Raw genomic sequence first — 26488 nt, forward strand, 5'->3', positions numbered from 1 at the left:
GCAATCACCGGTCAAAGCCGGTGCCAGATACCGCAGTGCTGCAATCGCGGGACCAGCCCGCTCCCACAATCAATGAGTGACCCGCTGCAGCGCCTGCCCGTCATGCCACCAGGCCGCAAGGCTGAACACATCCGGTGCCTTGAGGATGCTGAAGTGGTTGCCAGGGCCGTACCACACCGCCAGTTGCGGCAGCAGACGCTGCCAACCGGCAAGCATCGCCGACTGTTCGCGCTGGTTGCCGGCCGCATCCAGGGTCGCGTCGGCCACCAGCACCAGGCTTGCCGGGCCGCTGTAATCGGCCTGTGCCAGGTATGGCGTACGCAGCGCGCTGGAGAAGGTCCGGGCGATCCCATGCAGCGCCCTGGCGGAAGAACGCGCGGGCATCAGCCCGACGCGAACCATGGCCTGGTGCAAGCGCTCGAGCTGCTGCTCGTCGTCCAGCGCGGCAAAGGCCTGGCCGTCGATGTCCAGCGAGCGCCCACTGGCCAGCTGCAACGATTCGATCAGCCGATTCAGCGCTGCACCTGCGGTGTAGGGCCGACCGCAGACGCTGTTGCCACCCGGTGACTCGCTGTCGATCAAGGTCAGTGAGCGCACCTCGCGCCCCTGTGCCTGCAACCGCGCCGCCATGGCATGCGCCACCCAGCCACCGAAGGAATGCCCGACCAGGTTCAACGGCCCCTGCGGGTACAGGGCTTCGATGGCCTGGACATGGCAGGCCGCCGCAGCTTCGATGCTGCTGTGGGGTGTGGCGGAGCCATCAAGGCCACGCGATTGCAGGCCGTACACCGGCCAGTTGGCCCCCAGCGCCTCGGCCAGGCCGATGAAGCTGGTCACACTGTCGCCGGCCCCCGGCACACAGAACAGCGGCGCCTGGCCGACCTGCCCGCTCTGGATCGCCACCAGCGGCTGATAAGCCACCACCGGTTTCTCGCCGATGCCCGCACGGGCGGCCCGCAGCGCTGCACCGAGCGCACGTCCCAGGCCCTGCACGTGGGGCGCCTGCATCATGCTCAGGTGATCGCCGGGCACCGCGATGCACTGCAACTGGCCAGCCGGCACCGTGCGCTCCCAGCCAAGGTTCGGCTGCTCGGCGTGACGCGGCCCACCCTGCTCGGCACGCAGCAGGTGGATGGCAATGCCAAGCGGTTCCGGGCGGTAGTGGGCCATGGCATGGCCGTGGGCGATCTCGCGCTCGAAGAACAATTTCAGTGCGTCATCGCTTGCGGCGGCCAGTTGCGGATACAGCAACCCCTGCTCACGACAGGCCGCCAGCAAGGTGGCGAAGTCGGCTTGCCCAGCCTCCAGGGCATTGACCCTGGCCAGTTGCGCCGCGCCGTTTGCGCCGAGCCCTTGCCAGTGCCCGGCGCAGTGCAGCAGCAGTTGCTGTTGCAGCAGGCGCGCACCCTGCCAGCGTGCCTTGCCCTGGTCGACCAGGCGCGGCTGCCAGGTGTCGATCAAGCCCAGGAACTCGACCTGCTCGTCCGCCCCCAGCAGTTGCGCGGCGATTTCATAGGCCAGCACGCCGCCGAACGACCAGCCGGCAAGCCGGTATGGCCCGTGTGGCTGGACCCTGCGGATACGCTCCAGTTGTGCGCGGGCCAGGGCCTCCAGGGTGTCCGGCTGCGCCTCGCCCAAGGCAAGGCCCGGCACGCCGTAGATCGGGAAATCACCGTCCAGTTGCTGGCCCAGTACCGGGAAGTAGAAGTCCATGCCGCTGAACTCGTGGATCAGGAACAGCGCCGGTTCGTCGCCCTCAGCGCGCACGCACACCAGGTCCGTCTCCGGCGTTGCCGCCTGCAGATACCCGGCCAACGCCGCCACGCTGGCATGCTGGAACAGCTCGGCAAGCGATACCTGCAGCCCCTGTTCGCGCAACAGGCCCACCAGCCGGATCGCCAGCAGCGAATGACCGCCCAGAGCAAAGAAGCTGTCATGGCGTCCCACCTGCCCGACCTCCAGCACCTGCGCCCAGAGCGTCGCGAGCTGTTGCTCCAGCGCGGTGGCCGGGGCCTCGTAACGGCTCTCGGCAAGGTCCTGCATCGCTGGACGCGGCAACGCCTTGCGGTCGATCTTGCCGTTGTTGGTCAGCGGCAGCGTATCGAGCGCGACGCAGGCCGACGGCACCATGTACGCCGGCAGGCGTCCCTGCAGCCAACCCCGCACAGCGGCGGCATCGAGAGTCGGGTCTGTGCGGGTGAACCAGGCGACCAGCTGAGCCGGCCCCTGCGTCAGGGTCAGGGCCATAACTACCACGTCGCCGATGCCCGGACACAGCGCCAGGTGCTGCTCGACTTCGCCCAGTTCGATACGGAAACCGCGGATCTTCACCTGGTCGTCGTTGCGCCCCAGGCACTCCAGCTGGCCGTCGTCGCGCCAGCGGCCCAGATCGCCGGTGCGGTACAGGCGTGCGCCCGGCTGCGCGCTGAACGGGTCGTCGACAAAGCGCTCGGCGGTGAGTTCCGGACGGTTTAGGTAGCCCAGCGCCACTCCATCGCCACCGATGTACAACTCACCTACTGCCCCAAGCGGCACCGGACGCAGGTGCGCGTCCAGCACATGCACCTGGGTACTGCCGACCGGCCCTCCGATCGGCACCAGTTCGGCGTCCGCCGGCACGTGGCGAACCTGCCCGGCGGTGGCATAGGTGGTGGTTTCCGTCGGCCCGTAGCAATGCACCAGGCGCAGGCCCGGTGCCTGCCCCAGCAAGCTGCGAAACGCTGCCGGATCCGCCCGTTCGCCACCGCACAGCAGCACGCGCAACCCTGCCAGCACGTCAGGGATCATCTGCACATACTGGTTGAACAACGCCGTGGTGACGAACAGCACCGTGGCGCCTCCTTCACGCAGGGTCGCGCCCAGTCGCACGGGATCGAGCAAGGTGTCGTGATCGATGACCAACACCTGGCCACCGTTGAGCAACGCCCCCCAGACATCCATGGTGCTGGCATCAAACGCTGGGTTGGAGGCGAAAGCGATGCGGTCCTGGGCGCTGAAGTCGGCGTAGCCATCGTTGAGCACCAGGCGGGCGATGCCACGATGGGGCACACGCACGCCCTTGGGCGTACCGGTGGAACCTGAGGTGTACATGACGTAGGCGACCGTATCCCCACCCTGGGCCAGCCGCGGGTTGTGACCGGGCTGACGGTTCAGGTCCAGGCGATCGAGGTCGATGCGGCGCGCGTGGTAGCTCAGGGTCGCCGAGCTGTCGCAGATCAGCGCCACGGCCTGGCAGTCCTGCACCATGAAGCCCTGTCGCTCGGCCGGTGCATGGATGTCCAGCGGCACATAGACCGCACCGCACTTGGCGATGGCCAGCTGGGCCTGGAGCAGTGCCAACGAACGCGGCAGCAGGATCGCCACATGGTCGCCCGGCGCCACGCCTTGCTCGATCAGGTGGTGGGCCAGGCGGTTGGCCTGCTCGTTGAGCTCGCCGTAGGTCAGGCTGTGCGCCCCGTCACGGGCGGCGATGGACAATGGATGCCGCGCCACCTGTTGTTCGAACAGGCGATGCACCGGCAGGTCGCGCGGGTAGTCACGCGTGGTGGCGTTGAAGGCCTCGCGCAACTGCCGGGCCTCGGCCATCGGCACCACGCTCAGGTGCTCGAGCCCTTCGCAGGCGCCCGTCTCAAGTGCCTGCAACAGCAGATGCAGGGCATGCTCCACGTAACCGCAGATCCGCCGGGCATCGATGCCCTGCTCGGTTTGCGCGGTCAGCTCGAACGCCAGGCCCAGGTCATCGACGCTCAACGCCAACGGGTAGTTGCTGCGCTCGTGCGCCTCGACCAACTCGATACCGTCCCACGCCTTGCGCGCAGCCTCGCCCTGCCCGGCCAGCGTGCCATGGCGATAGTTGAGCAACGCACTGAACAACGCAGCCCCCGTAGGCAAGCCACTGCAGCGCTGGGCCAGCGCAAGGCGTGCCTGCTCATGGGCCAGCAGGCCGGTCAGGCGTTGGTGGGTTTGCTGCAACGCCGCCAGCACGGGCTGTCCGACAAGGTCCAGGCGCAGCGGCAAGGTATTGATGTAGACCCCCAAGGCCCGCTCGGCGCCCTCGCCACCCTGCAGCCGACCGAGCAGCACGGTGCCGAATACCACGCTGTCGCGCCCGCTCAGTTGCCCGAGTACCTGGGCCCAGGCCAGGTGCATCAGGCTGGCAGCACTGACGTTATGGTGACGGGCCTGTTCGCGGATGCGCAGGTTCAGCGCATGGTCCAGACGCTGATGGTGCTGCGCCTGGGCATCCTGGTGTGGCGTTGCATAGCCGCCGTAAGGCAGGGTGGGTTCGTCGATATCGGCCAGTTGCTCGCGGAAAAAGGCTTCATGAGCCGCCTCGCCCGCCCCACGCTGCAGCTGGGCGATGTAGTTGCGGTAAGGCACCGCCGCTGGCAGCGCATGGGCCTGTTCGAGCAGGCAGGCTTGCAGTTCGCTGCGCAACACCTCGAGGGCGACGTGATCCATGACCAGATGGTGGAACAGCAGCGTAGCGCTGATTCGTCCGGTACTCGGGTCAGTACGGTGTACCAGGCGCAGCAACGGTGCGCGGGCCAGGTCGAAGCGGCGCGGCTCGATGGCATCGTCCTCCTGAACCACATCCAGCGGTGCATGGCGCCAGACCACCTGCACAGGTTCGGCCAGCCCATCCCAGTGGAAAGCACTGCGCAGGATATCGTTACGCGCAATCACCTGGTCCAAGGCGCGGTGCAGAGCCTGCAAACGCCACCGGTCGGCGAGCAGGAAACGTACCTCCAGCACATAGGCCGCCTCACCTTCTCCGGCCAGGTGGTGATAGAGCATGCCCGCCTGCAGCGGCCCGAGCGGATAGATGTCCTGGACATTGGCGGTACCGCCATCCACCTGGCCGACGATGCGCTCGATCGCCTCTTGCGTCAGCGCCACCAGCGGCAGCAGCTCAGGCGTAATGCGCGGGCAATCGGCGGCGATGCGGTTGGCAGGCACCTGCACCTGGTCGAGGGTCTCGACCGTCGCGGCAAGGGCCACCAGGTCCGGCTCGGTGAACAGCGCCTGGATATCCAAGGCCAACCCCCGGGTGCGCAGGCGAGCGACCAGGGTCACGGCCAGCAGCGAATGGCCGCCCAATTCGAAGAAGTTGTCGTGTCGCCCTACCCGCTCCACGCCCAGCAACTCGCCCCACAACTCGGCGAGCAGGCTCTCGGTATCACCTTCGGGGGCCTGGTAGGCCTTGCGTTGCAAGGCCTCGACGGCGGGAACAGGCAGTGCCTTGCGGTCGAGCTTGCCGTTGGGGCTCAGCGGCAGGGCCAGCAGGTGCACGAACTGTGCTGGCACCATGAATTCGGGTAGTTGAACCTGCAACTGCCCCCTCAAGGCATCTGCCGTGTGCACGACCCCAGTGTAGTACGCCACCAGGCGCTTGCCGGCTGGCGGCAAGTCCAGAGCCAATACAGCGGCTTCCTTGATGCCTGCGATGCGGGTCAGGCAGGCCTGGATCTCGCCCAGTTCGATGCGCAGGCCGCGGATCTTCACCTGGTCGTCGTTGCGCCCCAGGTACTCCAGGGTGCCGTCGGCCAGGTGCCGGGCCAGGTCTCCGGTGCGGTACAGGCGTGCGCCGGGGCGGGTGCTGAACGAGTCTTCGATGAAGCGCTCGGCACTCAGTTTCTCGCGGTTCAGATAACCACGGGCAACCTGTACGCCGCCGATATATAGCTCACCGGCAACGCCCTGCGGCACTGGCTGGCCCTGGGCGTCGAGCACGTAAAGCGTGGTGTTGGCGATCGGTTTGCCGATCGGGGTGTTGTCCGGCGTCTGCTCCAGTGGTTCGGCGCAGTGCCAGGCACTGACGTCCACTGCGGCTTCGGTCGGGCCGTACAGGTTGTGCAACTCGACACTTGGCAACTGCGCCTTGAAGCGCCGTACCAGGCTGCCGGGCAACGCTTCGCCGCTGCACAGCACCCGACGCAGCGCTGCAGGTTCGGCATCGCCATAGGCGAGGAACACGTCGAGCATCGAAGGGACGAAGTGCAGGGTCGTGACCGACTTGGCAGCCATCACCTGGCGCAGGTAGCCAGGGTCACGGTGCCCGCCCGGGCGTGCCATGACCAGTTGTGCACCGGTCTGCAGCGGCCAGAAGAACTCCCACACCGACACGTCGAAGCTGAACGGGGTTTTCTGCAGTACTACGTCGTCAGCGCCCAGGCCATAGGCATCCTGGGTCCAGAGCAGGCGGTTGACCACCCCGGCGTGCTCGTTCATCACGCCCTTGGGCAGGCCGGTGGAGCCTGAGGTATAGATCACATAGGCCAGGTGTTGCGGAGTAAGGCCGGAAACCTTCGGATTCTCGCTGGAAAGCGCATGCCACACGGACAGGTCCAAATCGACCTGCGGCACCTCGAACGCTGCCAGCACCCCGCGGGTAGCCGCATGCCCCAGCACCGCCACCGGCGCGCTGTCGGTGAGCATATGGCGGATGCGGTCGGCCGGATAATCCGGATCGACCGGCACATAGGCACCGCCCGCCTTGAGGATCGCCAACAAGCCAATGACCATCGACAGACCGCGCTCGACGCAGATCGCCACACGGTCATCCGGCTTCACCCCGAGTGCAATCAGGTGATGGGCCAGGCGGTTGGCCTCGGCGTTCAGTGCGCGGTAAGTCAACTCCCCGGTTTCGGCACGCAGGGCGATGCGCTCGGGCGTGCGTTCAACCTGAGCCTCGATCATCCCGTGAACGGTCTGCTCCAGGTCATAGTCCACGGCAGTGTCGTTGTAGTCGACCAACAGTCGGCGACGCTCCAGCGCATCCGGCAGGGCAACGCTTGCCAGCACTGCACCGTCGCTGCCGGCCATGGCCCACAGCAGTTGCTCCAGATACCCGCAGTAGCGCTCCACCGTGGCCCGCTCGAACAAGGCGGTGGCATAGTTCAGCGCGCCGCCAAAGCCTTCTGCGGTCTCGCCCAGGCTCAGGCTCAGGTCGAACTTGGCAAAGCCCTGCCCTTGGCCGAGGTTGCGCAGGCTCAGGCCGTCCAGCCCAGTGGCGAAATCATGGCCGCCCTCCCACTCCAGCGACACCTGGTACAGCGGCGTGTGGGCCAGGCTGCGCGCTGGCCTGATCAGGTCCACCACCTGCTCGAACGGCAGGTCCTGATGCTCCTGCGCGGCCAGTACCTGGGTCTTGACCCGCGCCAGCAAGGTGCCGACATCCGGCGCGTCCGCCAGGTCCAGGCGGATGGCCAGGGAGTTGACGAACAATCCGATCAGCCCTTCGACCTCTACCTGTCGACGCCCGGCCACCGGCGTACCGATCACCACCTCGTCCTGCCCCGACAAACGTGCCAGCAGCACCGACCAGGCGCCCATGAACAGCATGAACGGCGTGACCTGGTGACGCTTGCACAGGGTCTTGAGATCGTCTGCGAGGCGCGCGTCCAGGCGGATACGCACGCTGTCACCCGTGTAATCCTGGCGCACTGGACGCGGCCGGTCGGTCGGCAGGCTCAGCAGCGCTGGCGCACCGGCCAGGTTGTTGCGCCAGAACTCGCCCTGGCGCTGCAGTGCCTCGCCCTGCAGCCAACGGCGCTGCCACACCGCGTAATCGCCATACTGGATCGGCAACGGCGCAAGGAGCGCCTCGCGGCCCTCGCGCAAGGCCTGATACAGCGCGCTCAGCTCACGGGTCAGCACGCCCATCGACCAGCCATCGGCGACGATATGGTGCAGCGTCAGCAGCAGCACATGGTGCTGTGGCGCGACCTGCAGCAGGCGAGCCCGCAACGGCAATGCCTCGCCCAGCGCGAACGGCCGCGCAGCTTCTGCGCGGATCACCTCGTCCAGGCGCGGCTCATCGGCTCTGGCCAGCTGCTCGCGCAGCAACACCAAGCGCTGCCTCGACAACCGCACCTGCGGCTCGCCATCGACCTCGAAGAACTCGCTGCGCAGCGCCTCGTGACGCTCGACCAGTGCCACCAGGGCCTGCGCCAAGGCGTCGGCGTCCAGTTCGCCGTGCAGCTCCAGCGCCAGGGGAATGTTGTAGGCCTGGCTGGCACCGTTCATCTGTGCCAGGAACCACAGGCGCTGCTGGGCGAACGACAACGGCAGCGGCTGATCGCGTGCCACTGCCAGCACCGGCGGCAGCTCGCTGCGCGCAGCCCCCGCCACCACCTCGGCCATCGCCGCCAGCTCGGCCTGGGCGAACAGTGTCCCCAGCGTGAGCTCCACGCCGAGTCGCTGACGAACCTGCGCGACCAGGCGCATGGCCAGCAGCGAGTGACCGCCCGACTCGAAGAAGTGATCCTGTCGACCGACCCGCTCGACCTGCAGCAACCCTTGCCAGATCTGCGCCAGGGTCTGCTCCAGCTCGCCCTGGGGCGCCTCGAAGCGACGCTCGAACAGGTCGGCGCGGGTGGGGGCCGGCAGCGCGCGGCGATCAAGCTTGCCGTTGGCCGTCAGCGGCAGCGACTCGAGCCGCACGAAGGCGACCGGCACCATGTAATCGGGCAAGTGCGCCTGCAGCTGTGCACGCAGTTGCGCAGGCGCGGCCACCTCGACGCTGTCCTGGCCGGTGAAGTAGGCCACCAGGCGCGCCTGCCCCGGCTGGTCCTCGCGGGCCAGTACCACGGCTTCGTTGATGCCTGGCAGCGCTGCCAGGCGGCTTTCGATCTCGCCAAGCTCGATGCGCACGCCACGGATCTTCACCTGGTCGTCGTTGCGCCCGAGATAGTCGAGGGTGCCGTCATCCAGCCAGCGCACCAGGTCACCCGTTCGGTACATGCGCGCGCCCGGTTGCGCGCTGAACGGATCGTCGAGGAAACGCTCGGCAGTCATCTGTGCACGGTTCAGGTAGCCACGGGCAAGCCCGGCGCCGCCAATGTACAGCTCGCCGGCTACGCCCTGTGCCACGGGCTGGCGGTGCGCATCGAGCACGTAGAGCCGGGCGTTGTCGACCGGCGCGCCAATATGCAGCACACCGCCAGGGGTCATCGCCCCGGAGCTTGCGACCACCGTGGTTTCGGTGGGGCCGTAGTTGTTGATCACGGCAAAACCGGGGTGACGGGTGAATTGCCGCAGGCGGTCACCGCCGATCAGCAGGGTGCGCAAGGTCGGGTGATCGATCTGGTGGCTGAAGGCGTATTCGGCCACGGGTGTCGGCAGGAAACTGACATCCAGCGGGCAGCCGCGCCACCAGGCGAGCAAGGCGTCGATATCCTCGCCCTGTTCGCTGGGCGGCGCGATATGCAGGGTGGCCCCGGCGCACAGGGCCGGCCAGACTTCCCAGGCCATGGCGTCGAAGCCGAATCCGGCGAGGCTCGAAGTGTGACGCCCCTGGCACAGGTCGAAGGCGCGGCAATGCCAGTCGATCAGGTTGTTGAGGGTGCGGTGTTCGACCATCACGCCCTTGGGCAGGCCGGTGGAGCCGGAGGTGTAGATCACGTAGGCCAGGTTGCCGACAGCCAGGCCATCGACCTGCGGGGCGTGCTCGCTCGACGGCCAGTCTGCCCGGTCGAGCTCGACCACCGGCACCGAACACTCGCCAAGACGTGCGCGCAGGTCGTGCTGAGTGAGCAGCGCGGCCGGGGCACTGTCATCGAGCAGGTAGGCGATGCGTTCATCGGGATGCGCCGGATCGATCGGCACGTAACCCGCGCCGGCCTTGAGGATGGCCACCAGGCCGATCAAGGTGTCCAGACCACGACGGGCCAGAATCGCCACGCGGTCTTCAGGCTGCACGCCGAGCATGACCAGGCGCTGGGCCAGGGCGTTGGCACGTTGCTCCAGCTCACCGTAGCTCAGCGCGCTGCCTGCGCAGGTGGCGGCCACGGCTTCGGGCTGCGCGCGGGCCTGGAGCTGGATACGCTGGTGCACCGTGAGCATGGTTTCGGTGTCACCCGGGCGGTCGTTGAAGGTCTCGAGCACTCGCTCGCGCTCGGCGGCAGGCAGCATGTCGAGCCGATCGACACCCAGCGCTGGCGTCTGCGCCAGGGCCTTTACCAGGCTTTCGAGGGCTTTCTCAAGATAGGCGCAGACCCGCTGCTTCGGCACTTCGGCAGTCGCCAGCAAGGTCAGGCGCAGAGCGTCGCCCAGGTCGTCGACACTCAAGGTCAGCGGATAGTTGGTGCGCTCTTCGCTTGCCAGTACTTCGATGCCATCCCACGCCGCGCGGGCCTGGCCATCGGCAACCGGCGCACTGTGCCGATAGTTGAGCAAGGCGTTGAACAGTGGCGTGGGCGCGGCCACACCGCTGCAACGCTGGGCCAAGGCCAGCGGGGCGTGCTCGTGACGCATCAGCGTGGTCAGGCGCTGGTGAGTGGCCTTGATCGCCGTGACCAGGTCCAGATCGGCCAGATCCACCCGCAGCGGCAAGGTATTGATGAAAATCCCCAGTGCACGGTCGTTGGCCTCCGCACCCATCAGGCGGCCCATCAAAACGGTGCCGAACACCACCTGCTCACGCCCGGTCAGCCCTCCAAGAACCCGTGCCCAGGCCAGGTGGAACAGGCTCGCCAGGCTCACGCCCAGCGCCCGCGCCTGGCTGCGCAGGCCATCGCACAGGGCCGGCGCCAGCGTCAGGCTCTCTTCGTGCGGTGCACTACCGTCCCCCTGCACGTCCTGCAGGCCGTAGGCCAGCGTCGGCTCGACGATATCGCCCAGTTGCTCGCGGAAAAACGCCTCGTGCTGTGCCTGGCTGACGCCCAGCAAGGCCTGGCCGACGTAATTGCGAAACGGTACTGCCGCGCCCAACAGGTGGCCGTCACCGCTCAACACGGCCTGCATTTCGTTACGCACCACCTCGAGGGCGCTGTGGTCCATGGCGATATGGTGGAACTGCAGCGTGGCTTGCACGCGACCGTCGCTGGCCGCAGGCGCGCAATGCAGGCGGATCAGCGGTGCCTGGCCGAGATCGATACGCTCGTCCAGTGGCCTGCCGCGGCACACCTGCAGCCGGGCCTCGCGCCAGACCACCTGCACCGGCGCCTCCAGTCCCTGCCAATGCACCGAAGTGCGCAGGATATCGTGGCGGTCGATCACCGCCTGCAGCGCTTGGACGAACGCCTGCAGGTGCGCCTGGCTGGCAAAGGCGAATTGCGACTGCATCACGTAGGGGTCGCTGCCCTCTGCGCTGGCGTGATGATAGAGAATGCCCTGCTGCAAGGGCGCCAGCGGGTAGATGTCCTGCACATTGGCGTGGCCGCCGGGAATCTGCGCGGCGAGCGCATCGATGGCGCCCTGGCCGAGCTCGACCAGGTTGAGCAGCGCCGGGGTGATCCGTGTGCAGTCGGCCGGGATGGCGTTGTCCGGGGCGCCGGCATTGCCGGCCCTGGCCACGTACTCACCGCGCTCGAGCAGTGCGATCAGCGCCGGCTTGTGCTCGCGCAGGCGCGCCACCAGGCTCGCATCGGTCAGCGCCTGGCGGTTGCCCTGGACCACCAGCTGGTCATCCTTGAGCGCCAGCTGGATATCGTTGGCTGACAATGTCGCCAGTAGGTCGTTGATGCTCACAGGACGATCTCCATTCTGTCTGTGATGGCGGCATAGCCCGCCAAGGTCGGTTGTTCGAACAGCGCGCGCACATCGGCCTCCAGACCCTCCTGGCGCAGGCGGGCGGTCAGGGTCACCGCCAGCAGCGAGTGGCCACCCAGTTCGAAGAAGTTGTCGTGCCGCCCTACCCGCTCCACACCCAGCAGCTCGCACCAGAGCGCAGCCAGCAACTGCTCGGTGTCGCCTTGGGGGGCCTCATAGGGACGCGCGTCGGCCACGGTGGCGGCCGGCAGCGCCTTGCGGTCAAGCTTGCCGTTGGGGCTCAGTGGCAAGGCGTCCAGGTGCATGAACAGCGCCGGGACCATGAATTCCGGCAGTTGCGCCGACAGCTGCTGGCGCAGGCCCTCGACGGGCTGCATAGCGCCGGTGTAATAAGCGACCAGGCGCTGATCCACGGCCAGCACCACCGCCTCCTTGATCCCCGCAATGCGAGTCAGGCAGGCCTGGATCTCGCCCAGTTCGATGCGCAGGCCGCGGATCTTCACTTGGTCGTCGTTGCGCCCCAGGTACTCCAGGGTGCCGTCGGCCAGATGCCGGGCCAGGTCTCCGGTGCGGTACAGGCGTGCGCCGGGGCGGGTGCTGAACGGGTCTTCAATGAAGCGCTCGGCACTCAGTTGCTCGCGATTCAGGTAGCCGCGGGCGACCTGTACGCCGCCGATGTACAGCTCACCGGCAACGCCCTGCGGCACTGGCTGGCCCTGCGCGTCGAGCACGTAAAGCGTGGTGTTGGCGATCGGTTTGCCGATCGGGGTGTTGTCTGGGGTCTGCTCCAGTGGCTCGGCGCAGTGCCAGGCACTGACGTCAACTGCAGCTTCGGTCGGGCCGTACAAGTTGTGCAACTCGACGCTCGGCAACTGCGCCTTGAAACGCCGTACCAGGCTGCCGGGCAGTGCTTCACCACTGCACAGCACGCGCTTGAGGCGTGCGGCCTGCAGGTCGCCGTGGGCCAGGAAGACATCGAGCATGGACGGCACGAAGTGCAGGGTCGTGATACCACGCTCGGCGATGACGTCAGCCAGGTACTGCGGATCGCGATGGCCACCTGGGCACGCCATGATCAGTTGTGCACCGGTCTGCAGCGGCCAGAAGAACTCCCACACCGACACGTCGAAGCTGAACGGGGTTTTCTGCAGTACTACGTCGTCAGCGCCCAGGCCATAGGCGTCCTGGGTCCAGAGCAGGCGATTGACCACCCCGGCGTGCTCGTTCATCACGCCCTTGGGCAGGCCGGTGGAGCCAGAGGTATAAATCACGTAGGCCAGGTGTTGTGGGGTGAGGCCCACAACCTCTGGGTTGTCGCTGGAAAGCGCATGCCACACGGGCAGGTCCAGATCGACCTGCGGCACCTCGAACGCTGCCAGCACCCCACGGGTAGCCGCATGCCCCAGCACTGCCACCGGCGCGCTGTCGGTGAGCATATGGCGGATACGATCGGCCGGATAATCCGGATCGACCGGCACATAGGCACCGCCCGCCTTGAGGATCGCCAACAAGCCAATGACCATCGACAGACCGCGCTCGACGCAGATTGCCACGCGATCATCCGGCTTCACCCCGAGTGCAATCAGGTGATGGGCCAGGCGGTTGGCCTCCGCGTTCAGCGCGCGGTAGCTCAGTTGGCTTTGCTCAGCGATCAGCGCGATGCGCTCAGGCGTGCGCTCGACCTGGGCCTCGAACAGGCCGTGCACGGTCTGCGCGAGGTCGTAGTCCACGGCCGTCGCGTTGAAGCCGAGCAGCAGGCGCTGGCGTTCCTCGTGCTCCAGCACCGGCAGCTGGTTCAGCGGCAGGTCGGGCTGACGCTCGAGGGCATCCACCAGGCCCGCCAGCACCTGCTGCAGTTGCCCGCAGACCCGCTCGGCACCTACCGCAGGCAGTACCTGCACGGTCAGGCGCAGGCCATCGCCCAGGTCATCCACGTTCAGGCTCAAGGGGTAGTTGGTGCGCTCTTCGCTGGCCAGTGTCTCGATACCCTGCCAGGCCTGACGCTGGATTTCGGCCTCCTCAGCGCCGGCGCTGTGCCGGTAGTTGAGCATGGCGCTGAACAACGGCATCGGTGCGACCACGCCGCTGCAACGCTGGGCCAGGGCCAGCGCTGCATGCTCATGGGTCAGCAGCGCGCTCAGCCGTGCGTGGGTGGCTCGCACACCTTCACGGACACCGTGCCCCGCCAGGTCAACGCGCAGTGGCAAGGTGTTGATGAACATGCCCAGGCCATGCCCGCTGCCCGCGCCACCTTGCATGCGCCCCAGCAGCACCGTGCCGAACACCACGTTGTCGCGACCACTGGCGCTGCCCAGCAGGCGCGCCCAGGCCAGGTGCAGCAGGCTGGCAGTACTCACGCCGAGCTGGCGTGCCTGGCTGCGCAGGCGTTGGTTCAGCTGCGGGTCCAGGTGCACCTGGGCCTGCTCGATGTTGTGCACGTCGCCCTGGATGTCACGCAGGCCGAACGGCAGGGTCGGCTCGTCGATATCGGCCAGTTGTTCACGGAAGAACGCCTCGTGCTCGGCCTCGCTGACGCCGAGGCGCGCCTGGGCCACGTAGTTGCGGTACGGCACGGCCGGCTCGCTCGGCGCGGGCAGCCCGTGCAGGTAACCGAGCATCTCTGCGCGCACCACCTCAAGCGCCGTGTGGTCGAGCACCAGGTGATGGAACTGCAAGGTCGCCTCGATGCGCTCCCCTGCACGGCGATAGAGCAGGCGCACCAGCGGCGCCTGGTTCAGCGCCAGGGTGTCGAAACGCTGCGCAGACTCGCAGGCGGTGTCGATCATCGGCAGTTCGGCCTGGCGCCAGACCACCTGCAACGGCTGCGCCAGCCCTTCCCACAGCACGGCGGTGCGCAGGATATCGTGACGGGCAATGACGCTTTGCAGCGCGCCGGCAAACGCCTGCAGCCGCGCCGGGCTGTCGAATACCAGCTGCGATTGCAGCAGGTACGGGTCGGCACCGGCAGCGCTCAGATGATGGTAGAGAATGCCCTCCTGCAGCGGTGCGAGTGGGTAGATGTCCTGCACATTGGCCGCACCGCCGGGCACGCTCGCCACCACACGGTCGATGGCGGCCTGGTCCAGTTCGATCAGGCTGAGCATGTCGGGTGTGATACGGGTGCAGCCGGGGGCAATGCGGTTGGCCGGCACCTGTACCTGGCGGCCCTGGCCAAGCGCTGCGGTCAGCGTCGCCACGCTCGGCTGGCTGAACAGCAAGCGCACATCAGCCTCCAGGCCCAGCTGGCGCAGGCGCTCGATCAGGCTGACAGCGAGCAGCGAATGCCCACCCAGTTCAAAGAAGTTGTCATGCCGCCCTACCCGCTCCAGGCCCAGCAGCTCGGCCCAGACCTGCGCCATGACCTGCTCGGTCTCGTCCTGCGGGGCTACATAGGCCGCCACCGGCAGATCGGCCGGATCCGGATCTGGCAGCGCCCTGCGGTCGAGCTTGCCGTGGCTGGTCAACGGCAAGGCCTGCAGGCGGATGAACGCCAACGGCACCAGATGGCCCGGCAGACTGGCCTGCAAGGCCTGGCGCAAGCCCTCGACCGGTGCGTCCTCGGTGTACCAGGCCAGTAAGCGCTCGCCGCGTACCAGTACCACCGCGTCACGCACGCCAGGCTGGGCGGCCACGGCCGCTTCGATCTCGCCAAGTTCTACGCGCACACCACGGATCTTTACCTGGTCGTCGTTACGTCCGAGGTAGTCGAGCGTGCCGTCGGCGTTCCAGCGCACCAGGTCGCCACTGCGGTACATCCGCGCATCAGCTCGCGCGCTGAACGGATCGGCGACGAAACGCTGCTCGGTCAGTTCGGGCCGGTTCAGGTAGCCGCGGGCAACCCCGTCGCCACCGATGTACAGCTCGCCCGCCGCGCCTACCGGCACCGGCTGGCGGCGCTCGTCGAGCACATAGATCTGGGTATTGGCGATGGCGGTGCCGATGTGCAGCGCACCACCGACCTGCACCTGCCCCGAGGTGGCAACCACGGTGGTTTCGGTCGGGCCGTAGTTATTGATCACGGCAAAGCCCGGATCACGCTCGAACTGACGCAGGCGGTCACCACCGATCAGCAACGTACGCAGGCTGGCGTGCTGACGCTCGCGGCGCAGGGCCTGCTCGGCTACCGGGGTTGGCAGGAAGCTGACCTGCAGCGGCTGCTCCAGCCACCAGTCGAGCAAGGCATCGACCTGTTCGTTGGCAAGCGTAGCAGGCGGCAGGTGCACCACGGCGCCTGCGCACAGGGCCGGCCAGACTTCCCAGGCCATGGCGTCGAAACCGAAGCCGGCCACGCTGGAGGTGTGGCTACCGGCGCGCAGGGCAAAGGCCTCGCAGTGCCAGTGCACCAGGTTGGCCAGGGTACGGTGCTCGACCATCACGCCCTTGGGCTGGCCGGTGGAACCGGAGGTGTAGACCACATAGGCAAGCGCATCGGCCTCCAGGCCCGGCACCTGCGGATCATGCTCGGCAGCGGACTGCCAGTCGCCGCGGTCCAGGTCCAGGCGTGCGATGTGCTGCGCCAGGCTGTGCTGGTGCGTGTCGGCGAGCACCAGTGCCGGGGCGCTGTCCTCGAGCAGATAGGCAATACGCTCGGCCGGGTAACCGGGGTCGACCGGCACGTAGGCGGCGCCCGCCTTGAGCACCGCCAGCAATGCCACCAGGCGCTGCGGCGTGCGCGGCAGGCACAACGCAACCCGGGCCCCGGGCCGCACGCCCAGGCCGATCAGGTGGTGGGCCAGGCGGTTGGCGGCACGATTGAGCTCGCCATAGCTGAGCACTTCGTCACCCTGCACTACCGCTTGAGCTTCTGGTGAGCAGGCCGCGCAGGCTTCGACCAGCGCATGCACGGTCTGGCCCTGCGGATAGCCACGGGCACTGCTGTTGAAATCGACCAGCAGGCGGCGACGTTCATCGGCACCCAGCACCGACAGGTCATCCAGCCGCGTGCCCGGCGCTTGTTCCAGGGCCGCGACCAGTTGCGCGATGCTGTTGGTCATCCACTGCGCAACACGTTCAGCGCCGATGTCGGCGACGGCCAGCACGCTCAGGGTGAACCCCTCGCCCCGGTCGTCGACACTCAAGGTCAGCGGGTAGTTGCTGCGCTCTTCGCCGCCCAGAAGACGCACACCCTGCCAGATACCCTCGCCATCGCGTGGCGCATCGGCAGCGCTGTGGCGGTAGTTGAGCAAGGCGCTGAACAGCGGTTGCCCGGCCGGTACGCCACTGCAACGCTGGGCCATGGCCAACGACGCGTGCTCATGGCCGAGCAGTGCCGACAGCCGGGCATGGGTGGCACGCACTGCTTCGGCCACCGCCACCTGGGTGTCGACCCGCAGCGGCAAGGTGTTGATGAACACGCCCAGTGCCCGGTCGGCCCCCTCACCACCTTGCAGGCGGCCCATCAGCACCGTGCCGAACACCACCTCGCTGCGGTTGGCCAGCACACCGAGCAGGCGCGCCCAGGCCAGATGCATCAGGCTCGCGGCGCTTACGCCCAGGGTACGCGCCTGTTCGCGCAGGCGTCGGGCCAGCGTGCCATCGAGGGCCTGGTGCGCCTCGGCGATGCCGTGGCCTTCGCCCTGAACATCCTGTTGGGCAAATGGCAGGGTCGGTTCGTCGATATCACCGAGCATGTCGCGGAAGAACGCCTCGGCGCCCGCCGCATCGCTGCCCAGACGCGCCTGGGCCACGTAGTTGCGGTACGGCACCGGCGCGTTGAGGTTGGCCACGTCGCCGAACAGCAGGGTGTGCATTTCGGCGCCGACCACGTCCATCGCGGTGTGGTCGAGGGCCAGGTGGTGGAACAACAGGATTGCCACGACCTGGCCGTTGCGCGGATCCTGGCTGTAGACCAGGCGCATCAGGGGTGCCTGGGACAGGTCGAGCCGGTGCTGGCGGGCGTCGAAGCGCGCTTGCAATTGGTCGATGACCTCGCCTTCGCCCTCCAGCTCGACCGGCATCACGGCCAGCTTCGCCTGGCGCCACACCACCTGCACCGGCTGCGCCAGGCCTTCCCAGACCAGCGAGGTGCGCAGGATGTCGTGCCGATCGATGACCTGTTGCAGGGCATCAGCCCAGGTCTGCAGGCGTTCGAGGGTGTCGAAGGCCAGGCGCGACTGCAGCAGGTAGGGGTCACCCTGTCCGGCACTCAGGTGGTGGTACAGGATGCCCGCCTGCAGTGGGGCCAGGGGATAGATCTCCTGCACATTGGCTGCCCCGCCGGGCACCGTGGCGACGATGCGCTCGATGGTGGCCTGGTCCAGTTCGACCAGGCTGAGCATGTCGGGGGTGATCTGCTGGGCGCCGGCGGGTACGCGATTGTCCGGCACCCGCACCTCGCGTCCGCTGCCCACCGCAGCGGCCAGCGCGGCCAGCGTCGGCTGGGCGAACAGCACGCGCACATCGGCGGCAAGGCCGGCCTTTCGCATGCGCTCGATCAGGCTGACCGCCAGCAGCGAATGGCCACCCAGCTCGAAGAAGTGATCGTGTCGGCCGACACGATCGACCTTGAGCACTTCGGCCCAGATCGCGGCCAGCGCGATCTCCACCTCGCCCTCAGGCGCGGCGAAGGCACGACTCACCACCGCGGCCTGGCCCGGTTGCGGCAACGCCTGGCGATCCAGCTTGCCGTTGGCGGTCAACGGCCACTGGCCGACATGGACATAGGCCGACGGCAGCATGTAGTCGGGTAACTGGCCTTGCAATTGCGCATGCAGCTCGGTGATCGGCGGGACGCGGTCTTCGGTGCTGAACCAGGCCACCAGGCGCTTGTCGCCCGGGCCCTCTTCGCGCACCAGCACCACGGCTTCCTGCACCCCGGCGCACGCCGCAAGGCGCGCTTCGATTTCACCCAGCTCGATACGGAAGCCGCGCAGCTTGACCTGTTGGTCGTTGCGGCCCAGGTAACGCAAGGTGCCGTCAGCCTGCCAACTGACCAGGTCGCCGCTACGGTACAGGCGTGCGCCCGGCGTCTGGCTGAACGGATCCTCGAAGAAGCGCTCGGCGGTCAAGGCCGGCTGATTCAGGTAGCCCAGGGCAACCCCGTCCCCGCCGATGTACAGCTCACCGACGGCACCGATCGGCACCGGCTGGCGCCAGGCATCGAGCACATAGCAAAGGCTGTTGCCAATCGGCCGGCCAATCGGGATCGCCCCCTCGCCCACTGCGAGGATTTCATGGGTGGTACTGAAGGTCGTGGCTTCGGTCGGGCCATAGCCATTGAGCAGGTGCGCCGGAGCGCCTTCGCGCAGTACACGGGCAATCACCTGGGGGTCGAGCACATCGCCACCGACCATCAGGTAACGCAGCGAACGGAACACCGGCAGCAGGTGCGCGGCGTACTGGTGGAACAACCCGGCGGTCAGCCACAGCACCGTGACTTCATGCTCCAGCAATGCCTGGCCCAGGGCCTCGTGCGACAGCACCTGATGCTGATCGATCACCACCACGCGCCCGCCGTTGAGCAGCGGCGCCCAGACCTCCAGGGTGCTGGCGTCGAACGCGGGGTTGGAGGCAAAGGCCACGCGGTCCTCGCCTTGCAGGTCGGCGAAGCCGTTGTTGATGACCAGCCGCACGATCGAGCGATGGGCCACCAGAACACCCTTGGGCAGGCCGGTCGAGCCGGAGGTGTACATGATGTAGGCCGCAGCCCGCGCATCCACGGGAATGTCCAGGCCATGGGCGGGATAGGCCGCCAGATCCAAGGTATCCAGCTCTAGCCTGCGTGTTGCGCCGACCTGCGGCTGATCGGCCTGGGTCAGCAGCAGCGTGGCACGGCTGTCTTGGAGCATGAACGCCTGACGCTCGACCGGTGCATTGGCATCCAGTGGCACATAGACCGCGCCGCACTTGATCACGGCCAACTGGCTGGCCAGCAGGTCGAAGGAGCGCGGCAGCAGCAGCGCCACACGGTGCCCCGGGCGCACGCCCAGTTCCAGCAGGTGACGAGCCAGCCGGTTGGCGTGCTGATCGAGCTCGCCGTAACGCCACTGGCGCTGACCGTGCACCACGGCAACCGCGTCCGGGGTTTGGGCGGCGTGCGCCTCGAACAAGCTCTGCACCGCGTGTTCGCGTGGGTAGGCGCGGCCGGTGGCGTTGAATCCGTGCAGCACCTGCTCGCGCGCCTCGGGCGACAGGCAGGACACCGCATGCAGGGGTGTTTCCGGAACCGTCTCCAGGGCATCGGCCAGGTTCGCCAGGGCGCTGCCCAGCAAGGCGCACACCTGAACGCCATCGACCTGCGGCACAGCCTGCACGGTCAGTTCCAGGCCCTGCCCCAGATCATCGACGTTGACCACCAGCGGGTAGTTGCTGCGCTCACGCGAGGCCAGCAGTTCGATGCCCGACCAACCCAGGCCATCCCCTGCGCCTTTGGCGCTGCTGTGGCGGAAGTTGAGCAAACTGGTGAACAGCGCCTGGGACGCCGGAACACCGCTGCAGCGCTGGGCCTGCGCCAGCGACGCCTGCTCGTGGCCGAGCAGGCGTGCCAGACGCTGATGGGTACGACGCACACCCTCGGCGGCGCCAACGGCATCGACACTGACCCGCAGCGGCAAGGTGTTGATGAACATGCCCAACGCCCGATCCGCCCCGGCGCCACCCTGCAGGCGGCCCAGCAGCACAGTGCCGAACACCACCTCGCTGCGCCCGCTCAGTTGCGCCAATACCTGCCCCCAGGCCTGGTGCACCAGGCTGGCGACGCTCACCCCCAGCGCGCGGGCCTGCACCCGCAGGCGCCCGGCCAGCGTGGCGTCCAGCGCCTGGTGGCTGTCGATCACCTCCACGCCGTTGCCCTGCACATCGCGCAGGCCGAACACCTCGGTCGGCTCGTCGATATCTGCGAGCATCTCGCGGAACATCGCCTCATCGGCCGCAGGATCGGCATCCAGCCGCGCACGCGCCACGTAGTTGCGGTACGGCACGCTGTCGATGTGCATCGGCTGACCTTGCAGTGCGGCACCCACCTCGGCCACCAGCCGTTCGACGGCGGTATGGTCGAGCAGGATATGGTGCAGCAACAAGGTCGCCTCCAGCCGCTCACCCTGGGCATGACGCACCAGTTGCATCAACGGCGCGCACGTCAGGTCCAGGCGATGCAGGTCGGCCTGCTCGCTGATGCGCAGTTGCGCCTGGCGATGCACCACCTGCACCGCTTCCTGCAGTCCCTCCCAGTGCAGGCTGGTGCGCAGGATATCGTGACGGGCGATCACCAAATCCAGCGCCTTGACGAAGCCTTGCAGCTCCACTTCGCCGGCAAAGGCGAAGCGTGCCCGCAACACGTAGGGGTCGGCGCCGGAACTGGCCAGATGGTGGTAGAGAATGCCCTGCTGCAGCGGTGCCAGGCCGTAGATGTCCTGGACATTGGTCGTACCCCCCGGAATGCCGGCGGTCAATGTGTCGATCTCGTCCTGGCTGAGGTCGGCCAGTGGCAGCATGTGCGGTTCGATGCGCAGGCAGTTCGCCGGAATGCGGTTGATCGGCACCTGCGTCGGTAGATCGGCGCTCACCGCAGCCGCCAGCGCCGACAACGTCGGTTGGCCGAACAGCACGCGCACGTCGGCCGCCAGTTCCTGCTGACGCATGCGCTCCACCAGCTTGACCGCCAACAGCGAGTGGCCGCCCAGCTCGAAGAAGTTGTCGTGCCGGCCCACCTGCTCCAGGCCCAGCAATTGCTGCCAAATCGCCGCGATGCGTTGTTCCACTTCCCCGTGCGGCGCTTCGAAGGCGCGACGGGCGAAGGCCTCGCCATCGGGCTCGGGCAAGGCCTTGCGGTCGAGCTTGCCATTGGCGGTCAGCGGGAAGCTTTCCAGGCGCACGAAGGCCGCCGGCACCATGTACTCGGCCAGGTGGCACAGCAGGCTGTCACGCAGCGCGGCAGCATCGGGCTCGGCGCCTGCGGCGGCCAGCCAGTAAGCGACCAGGCGCTGCTCGCCGGCGCTGTCGCGGCGCGCCATGACCACGGCCTCGCGTACCCCCGCACAGGCCGCCAGGCGTGCTTCGATCTCGCCCAGCTCGATGCGGAAGCCACGAATCTTCACCTGATCGTCGTTGCGGCCCAGGTAATCCAGGCTGCCATCGGCGGCCCAGCGCGCCAGGTCGCCAGTCTTGTACAGACGCCCGCCAGGGTTGAACGGGTCGGCGATGAAGCGCTCGGCACTGAGCGCTTCGCGGTTCAGGTAGCCGCGGGCGACACCGGCACCGCCCACGTACAGCTCACCGGTGACACCGGTCGGCACAGGCTGGCGGCGGGCGTCGAGTACATAGAGCTGCAGGTCGGGAATGCGCGAACCGATCGGGCTTACCCCAACCAGTTGCGCGTCGGCGGCCTGCAACGGTCGGTAGGTGACGTGCACGGTGGTTTCGGTGATGCCGTACATGTTCACCAGACGCGTACCGGCATTGCCGATGCGCGCGTACCAGGGTTTGAGCATCCCGGGCTCCAACGCCTCACCGCCAAAGATCACCTGGCGCAGGGAGTGTTGCAGTTCGCTGCGCTCCTGCGCTGCGATCAGTTGGCGGAAGGCACTGGGCGTCTGGTTGAGAACGCTGACGCCCGTGCGGCAAAGCAAGGCATAGCACTCGTCCGGCGAGCGACTGATGCGTTGCGGCACGATCAGCAACTGGCCTCCGAAGGCCAGCGCGCCCCAGATTTCCCACACCGAGAAGTCGAAGGCGAAGGAGTGGAACAGCGCCCAGGTGTCCTGGCGGTTGAAGGCGAACCAGTCGTGGGTCGCCGAGAACAGGCGCGAGACATTGCCATGCTCGACCATCACGCCCTTGGGCAGCCCGGTGGAGCCGGAGGTGTAGATTACATAGGCCAGGTGCGAAGGCAGCAGCCCGGCGAGCTTCGGATTGCCGGTGGGCTGTAGCTGCAACGACGGGTCGTCCAGGTCGATCACCGGTGCCGTTACCTCGCCCAGCAGTGCCAGGCTGTCGGCCTGGGTGAGGATGGCCCGCGGGGCACTGTCGCTCAAGGTGAAGGCAATGCGCTCGGCAGGATAGGCAGGGTCGATAGGCACATAGCCCGCACCGGCCTTGAGCACGCCCAGCAGGCCGACCAGCATGCCCAGGCCGCGCTCGACGCAGATCGCCACGCGGTCATCCGGGCCGATGCCCAGTTCGATCAGGCGATGAGCGAGCTGGTTGGCCCGCTGGTTGAGTTCGCCGTAGCTCAGGCTCTGCTGCTCGAAGATCAGCGCAGTGTCCTGCGGGCGCGCCTGGGCGTGGGCCTCGAAGCGCTGGTGCACCAGCGGCGTCAGGGCGAACTCGAGCAAGGGACGGTTCTGGCCATGGATCAGTTGCTCACGCTCGTCGGCAGGCAGGATATCGATCCCGTTCAGCGGAGCATCCGGGTCGTTGTCCAAGGCCTCGACGATCTGCTCGAGTGCCCGCGCCAGGTAACCCGCGATCCGCTGGGCGCCCAGCCCGCCGCCGACCAGGGCGGTGATGCGCAGGTCTTCGCCGAGGTCGTCGATGTTGATCGTCAGCGGGTAGTTGGTGCGCTCTTCGGCGCCCAGCACCTGGATGCCAGGGGCGATGTCAATGACTTCGGCGGCGTCGGCGGCATCGCTATGGCGGTAGTTGAGGACGGTGTTGAACAGCGGCGCAGGCGCCGCCACCGCACTGCAGCGCTGGGCCAGCGCCAGCGGCGCCTGTTCATGGCCGAGCACGCCAGTCAAGCGTGTGTGAGTCGCCTGCAACCCCTGGCGCACGCCCTGCTCGCCGACGTCGATGCGCAGCGGCAGGGTGTTGATGAACATGCCCAGCGCCTGTTCGCCGCCCTCGCCGGCTTCCATGCGCCCGAGCAGTACGGTGCCGAACACCACCGCCTCGCGCCCCGACAACTGGCCCAGGACACGGGCCAGGCCCAGGTGAGTGATGGCTGCAGGGCTCACGCCCAGACGGCGTGCCTGGGCGCGCAGGCGCAGGCTCAGCCCACGCTCGAGGGTCAGGCGGGCGTCTTCCACCGACGGGTCCTCGACCTCGGCCACGCCGAAGGCCAGGGTAGGCTCGTCGATATCAGCCAGCATCGCGGAGAAGAACGCTTCATGCGCCGGCACGTCCAGCGCCTGACGCGCCTGCGCCAGGAGGTTGCGAAACGGCACCGCCGGCCCGACCTGTTCGGCATTGCCGGCCAGCCAGGCGCCGATCTCGCGGCGCACGATGTCGAGTGCGGTGTGGTCCATCACCGTGTGGTGGAACAGCAACAGAGCGGCGACCTCCTTGCCCGTACCCTGGGCATGCACCAGGCGCAACAGCGGCGCCTGGCGCAGGTCGAGGCGATAGTGGCGGGAGTCATGCAACCTGCGTAATTGCGCCAGCGGCTCGTCCTGGCCAGGCAGTTGCAGCGCTTCGCGCCCCAGCGGTGCTTCGCGCCAGACCACCTGCACCGGCTCGTCCAGGCGCTCCCAGTACATCGAGGTGCGCAGGATGTCGTGGCGCTGGATCACCCAGTCCAGCGCATCGGCGAAGGCCTCCAGATGCGCCTGGTCGGCAAAGCGCAGCTGGGCCTGCAACAGGTAGGGGTCGCCAGCATCGGCCGACAGGTGGTGGTAGAGCATGCCCTCCTGCAGCGGGGCCAGGGGATAGATGTCCTGCACGTTGGCCGCGCCGCCGGGAATGCTGGCGACAATGCGGTCGATGGCCTGCTGGTCGAGGTCCACCAGCGGCAGCATCTGCGGGGTGATCTTGAACGCCGGGCTCAGCCAGTCGTCGTTCTGTTGGGCGAGCATCTCCAGCAACGCCGGCTTGTGTGCGGCCAATGCATCCCACAGGGCGTCCTCCAGGGCATCGTCGTCACCATGGACGACGAGGTCCTGATCGTCACGGTGAAGTCGGATTGCACGGGTGGAGAGCACAGCCATCAGTTCGCTGAAGCGCATGGGTAAGCATCCTGCTTTTGCCAGTCGGAAATGGCGCCAAGCTAAAGGATCAGGGGTGCAAGGGGTGACAGGGTAAGGGGGGACAAAGCGCAGACTATAAAAAAATGAATAAGAATATAAATTCTTATTCCTTTTATGCGGTTAAAACTTCCTCTATAACGTTCCCAACTGTGCAGCAGCCAACACCGGCCAACTGTTTGCAGCGCAACACCCGATCAACAACCCCGCTGCTCCGGCAACACGGCGGTTGTCGCAGAAAACGCGGCAACGCGTTGATTCAAAAGGCATCGAAACTTCGGCACGACGATTGCTCAAGCAAAGTCCCCCGCTCACCCGAACAGGAGACTCGCCATGAGCCCCCCCCTTGAACGTCGTTGCCATCTCCGGTGGTACTTCCCGCCCTTCGCGCACCCTGGCATTGACCGAAGCCATCCTCGCCGAGCTTGGCCAGCATCTGCACATCCGGCCGCACCTCATCGAGCTGGGCGATATTGCCCGCCCACTGGGTGCTGCACTGTGGCGTAGCGAACTGCCCGACACCGTCGAGCAGCAACTGCAGCACATCGAACAGGCCGACCTGCTGGTGGTGACCACGCCGGTCTACCGGGGCAGCTTCCCGGGGCACTTCAAGCACCTGTTCGACCTGATCGGCCAGGACGCCCTGGTCGACACCCCGGTATTGCTGGCCGCAACCGGCGGCAGCGAGCGCCACGCGCTGGTGCTGGATCATCAGTTGCGGCCACTGTTCAGTTTCCTGCAGGCACTGACCCTGCCCATCGGCGTCTATGCCAGTCAGGCCGAGCTGCAGGACTATCGCGTTTCCAGTGATGCCCTGGCTGCGCGCATCGGCCTGGCCGCCGAACGTGCCGTACCGCTGTTCGCCCCCCACCATCAGCTGCGCAAGAGTGCCTGAGTGACCGCCATGAATGCACCCGTGACCCCCACCACGCGTCCGGCGCTTGCCATTGCCCGCGACCTGGCCGCCCAATTCGCCCTCACGGCTGTCGAACGCGACGAACGCGGCGGCACCCCCAAGGCCGAGCGTGATGCCCTGCGCGACAGCGGCCTGCTGTCACTGGCCATCCCCACGGCCTTCGGTGGCCAGGGCGCGAGTTGGCGCGAAACCTTCGATGTGGTGCGTGAGTTCGCCCGGGTCGACAGTTCCATTGCCCACGTGTTCGGTTTCCACCACCTGATGCTGGCCACCGTGCGCCTGTTCTCCCGCCCTGACCAATGGCAACCCTGGTTCGAGCAGACCGCGCGCAAGCATTGGTTCTGGGGCAATGCCCTCAACCCGCTGGATACGCGAACCCAGGCCAAGCATTTCGAGGGGTGGTGCGAATTCTCCGGCAAGAAGAGCTTCTGCTCCGGCGCCAGCGACTCGGAAATGCTCATCGCCTCGGCGGTGGACGAGCGCGCCGGCGGCAAGTTGCTGATCGCGGCAATCCCCAGTGGCCGTACCGGCATCAGCCTGCACGGTGACTGGGACAACATCGGCCAACGCCAGACCGACAGTGGCAGTGCCACCTTCGAACGGGTGCGGGTCGAGCACAACGAACTGCTGCTCGACCCCGGCCCGCTGAGCACGCCGTTCGCCGCCTTGCGTCCGTTGATCGCGCAACTGCACTTCGCCAACCTGTTCCTGGGTATCGCCGAAGGCGCCTTCGACGAAGCGCGCCAGTACACGCTGAAGGAGAGTCGCCCCTGGTTCCGTTCCAGCGCCAGTGAGAGCCGCGAAGACCCCTATGTGCTGCGCCACTATGGTGAGTTCTGGGTGGGTCTGGAAAGCGTGCGCCTGCTGATCCGCCGCGCCAGCGACCAGCTCGATGCGGCCTGGGCCCTCGAACACAACCTGAGCGCCGAGGCGCGTGGCGACCTGGCCCTGGCCATCGGCACCGCCAAGGTTGCCGCAACGCGCCACGGGCTGGACATCTGCAACCGCCTGTTCGAAGTAACCGGCGCCCGCGCCACCCATGCCTCACTGCGCTTCGATCGGCATTGGCGCAACCTCAGGACCCAGACCCTGCACGATCCGGTGGACTACCGCATCCATGAGCTCGGCGAGTGGGCGCTGAACGACAAACGCCCTGCCCCGTCCTTCTATTCCTAAAGGCACG

Annotated in this window: 4 protein-coding genes; 2 read left to right on the plus strand and 2 right to left on the minus strand. The window is 67.3% G+C overall.

Annotation, left to right across the window (positions count from 1 at the left end; translation table 11 throughout):
* Nucleotides 1-69: 69 nt before the first annotated feature.
* Together AC2CGW_RS08515 and AC2CGW_RS08520 are read right to left on the minus strand one after the other, a co-directional pair.
* Nucleotides 70-11472 (minus strand): amino acid adenylation domain-containing protein, encoded by an 11403-nt coding sequence (locus AC2CGW_RS08515; protein ID WP_484573865.1) that lies wholly within the window; start codon nt 11470-11472, stop codon nt 70-72.
* On the minus strand, nt 11469-24371 hold the full coding sequence (locus AC2CGW_RS08520; RefSeq protein ID WP_484573866.1) for an amino acid adenylation domain-containing protein: 12903 nt from the start codon (nt 24369-24371) through the stop codon (nt 11469-11471). Before AC2CGW_RS08520 ends, AC2CGW_RS08515 begins: the two co-directional genes overlap by 4 nt.
* A gap of 364 nt (nt 24372-24735) precedes the next feature.
* Here AC2CGW_RS08520 and msuE point away from each other — a divergent pair, with 364 nt between their 5' ends.
* Together msuE and AC2CGW_RS08530 are read left to right on the plus strand one after the other, a co-directional pair.
* Nucleotides 24736-25284 (plus strand): FMN reductase, encoded by a 549-nt coding sequence (gene msuE, locus AC2CGW_RS08525; RefSeq protein ID WP_484573867.1) that lies wholly within the window; start codon nt 24736-24738, stop codon nt 25282-25284.
* A 9-nt stretch (nt 25285-25293) separates the two neighbouring features.
* On the plus strand, nt 25294-26481 hold the full coding sequence (locus AC2CGW_RS08530) for an acyl-CoA dehydrogenase family protein (protein ID WP_186708137.1): 1188 nt from the start codon (nt 25294-25296) through the stop codon (nt 26479-26481).
* Nucleotides 26482-26488: the final 7 nt, after the last annotated feature.

This window comes from Pseudomonas sp. SYWMCR5 (assembly GCF_057197165.1).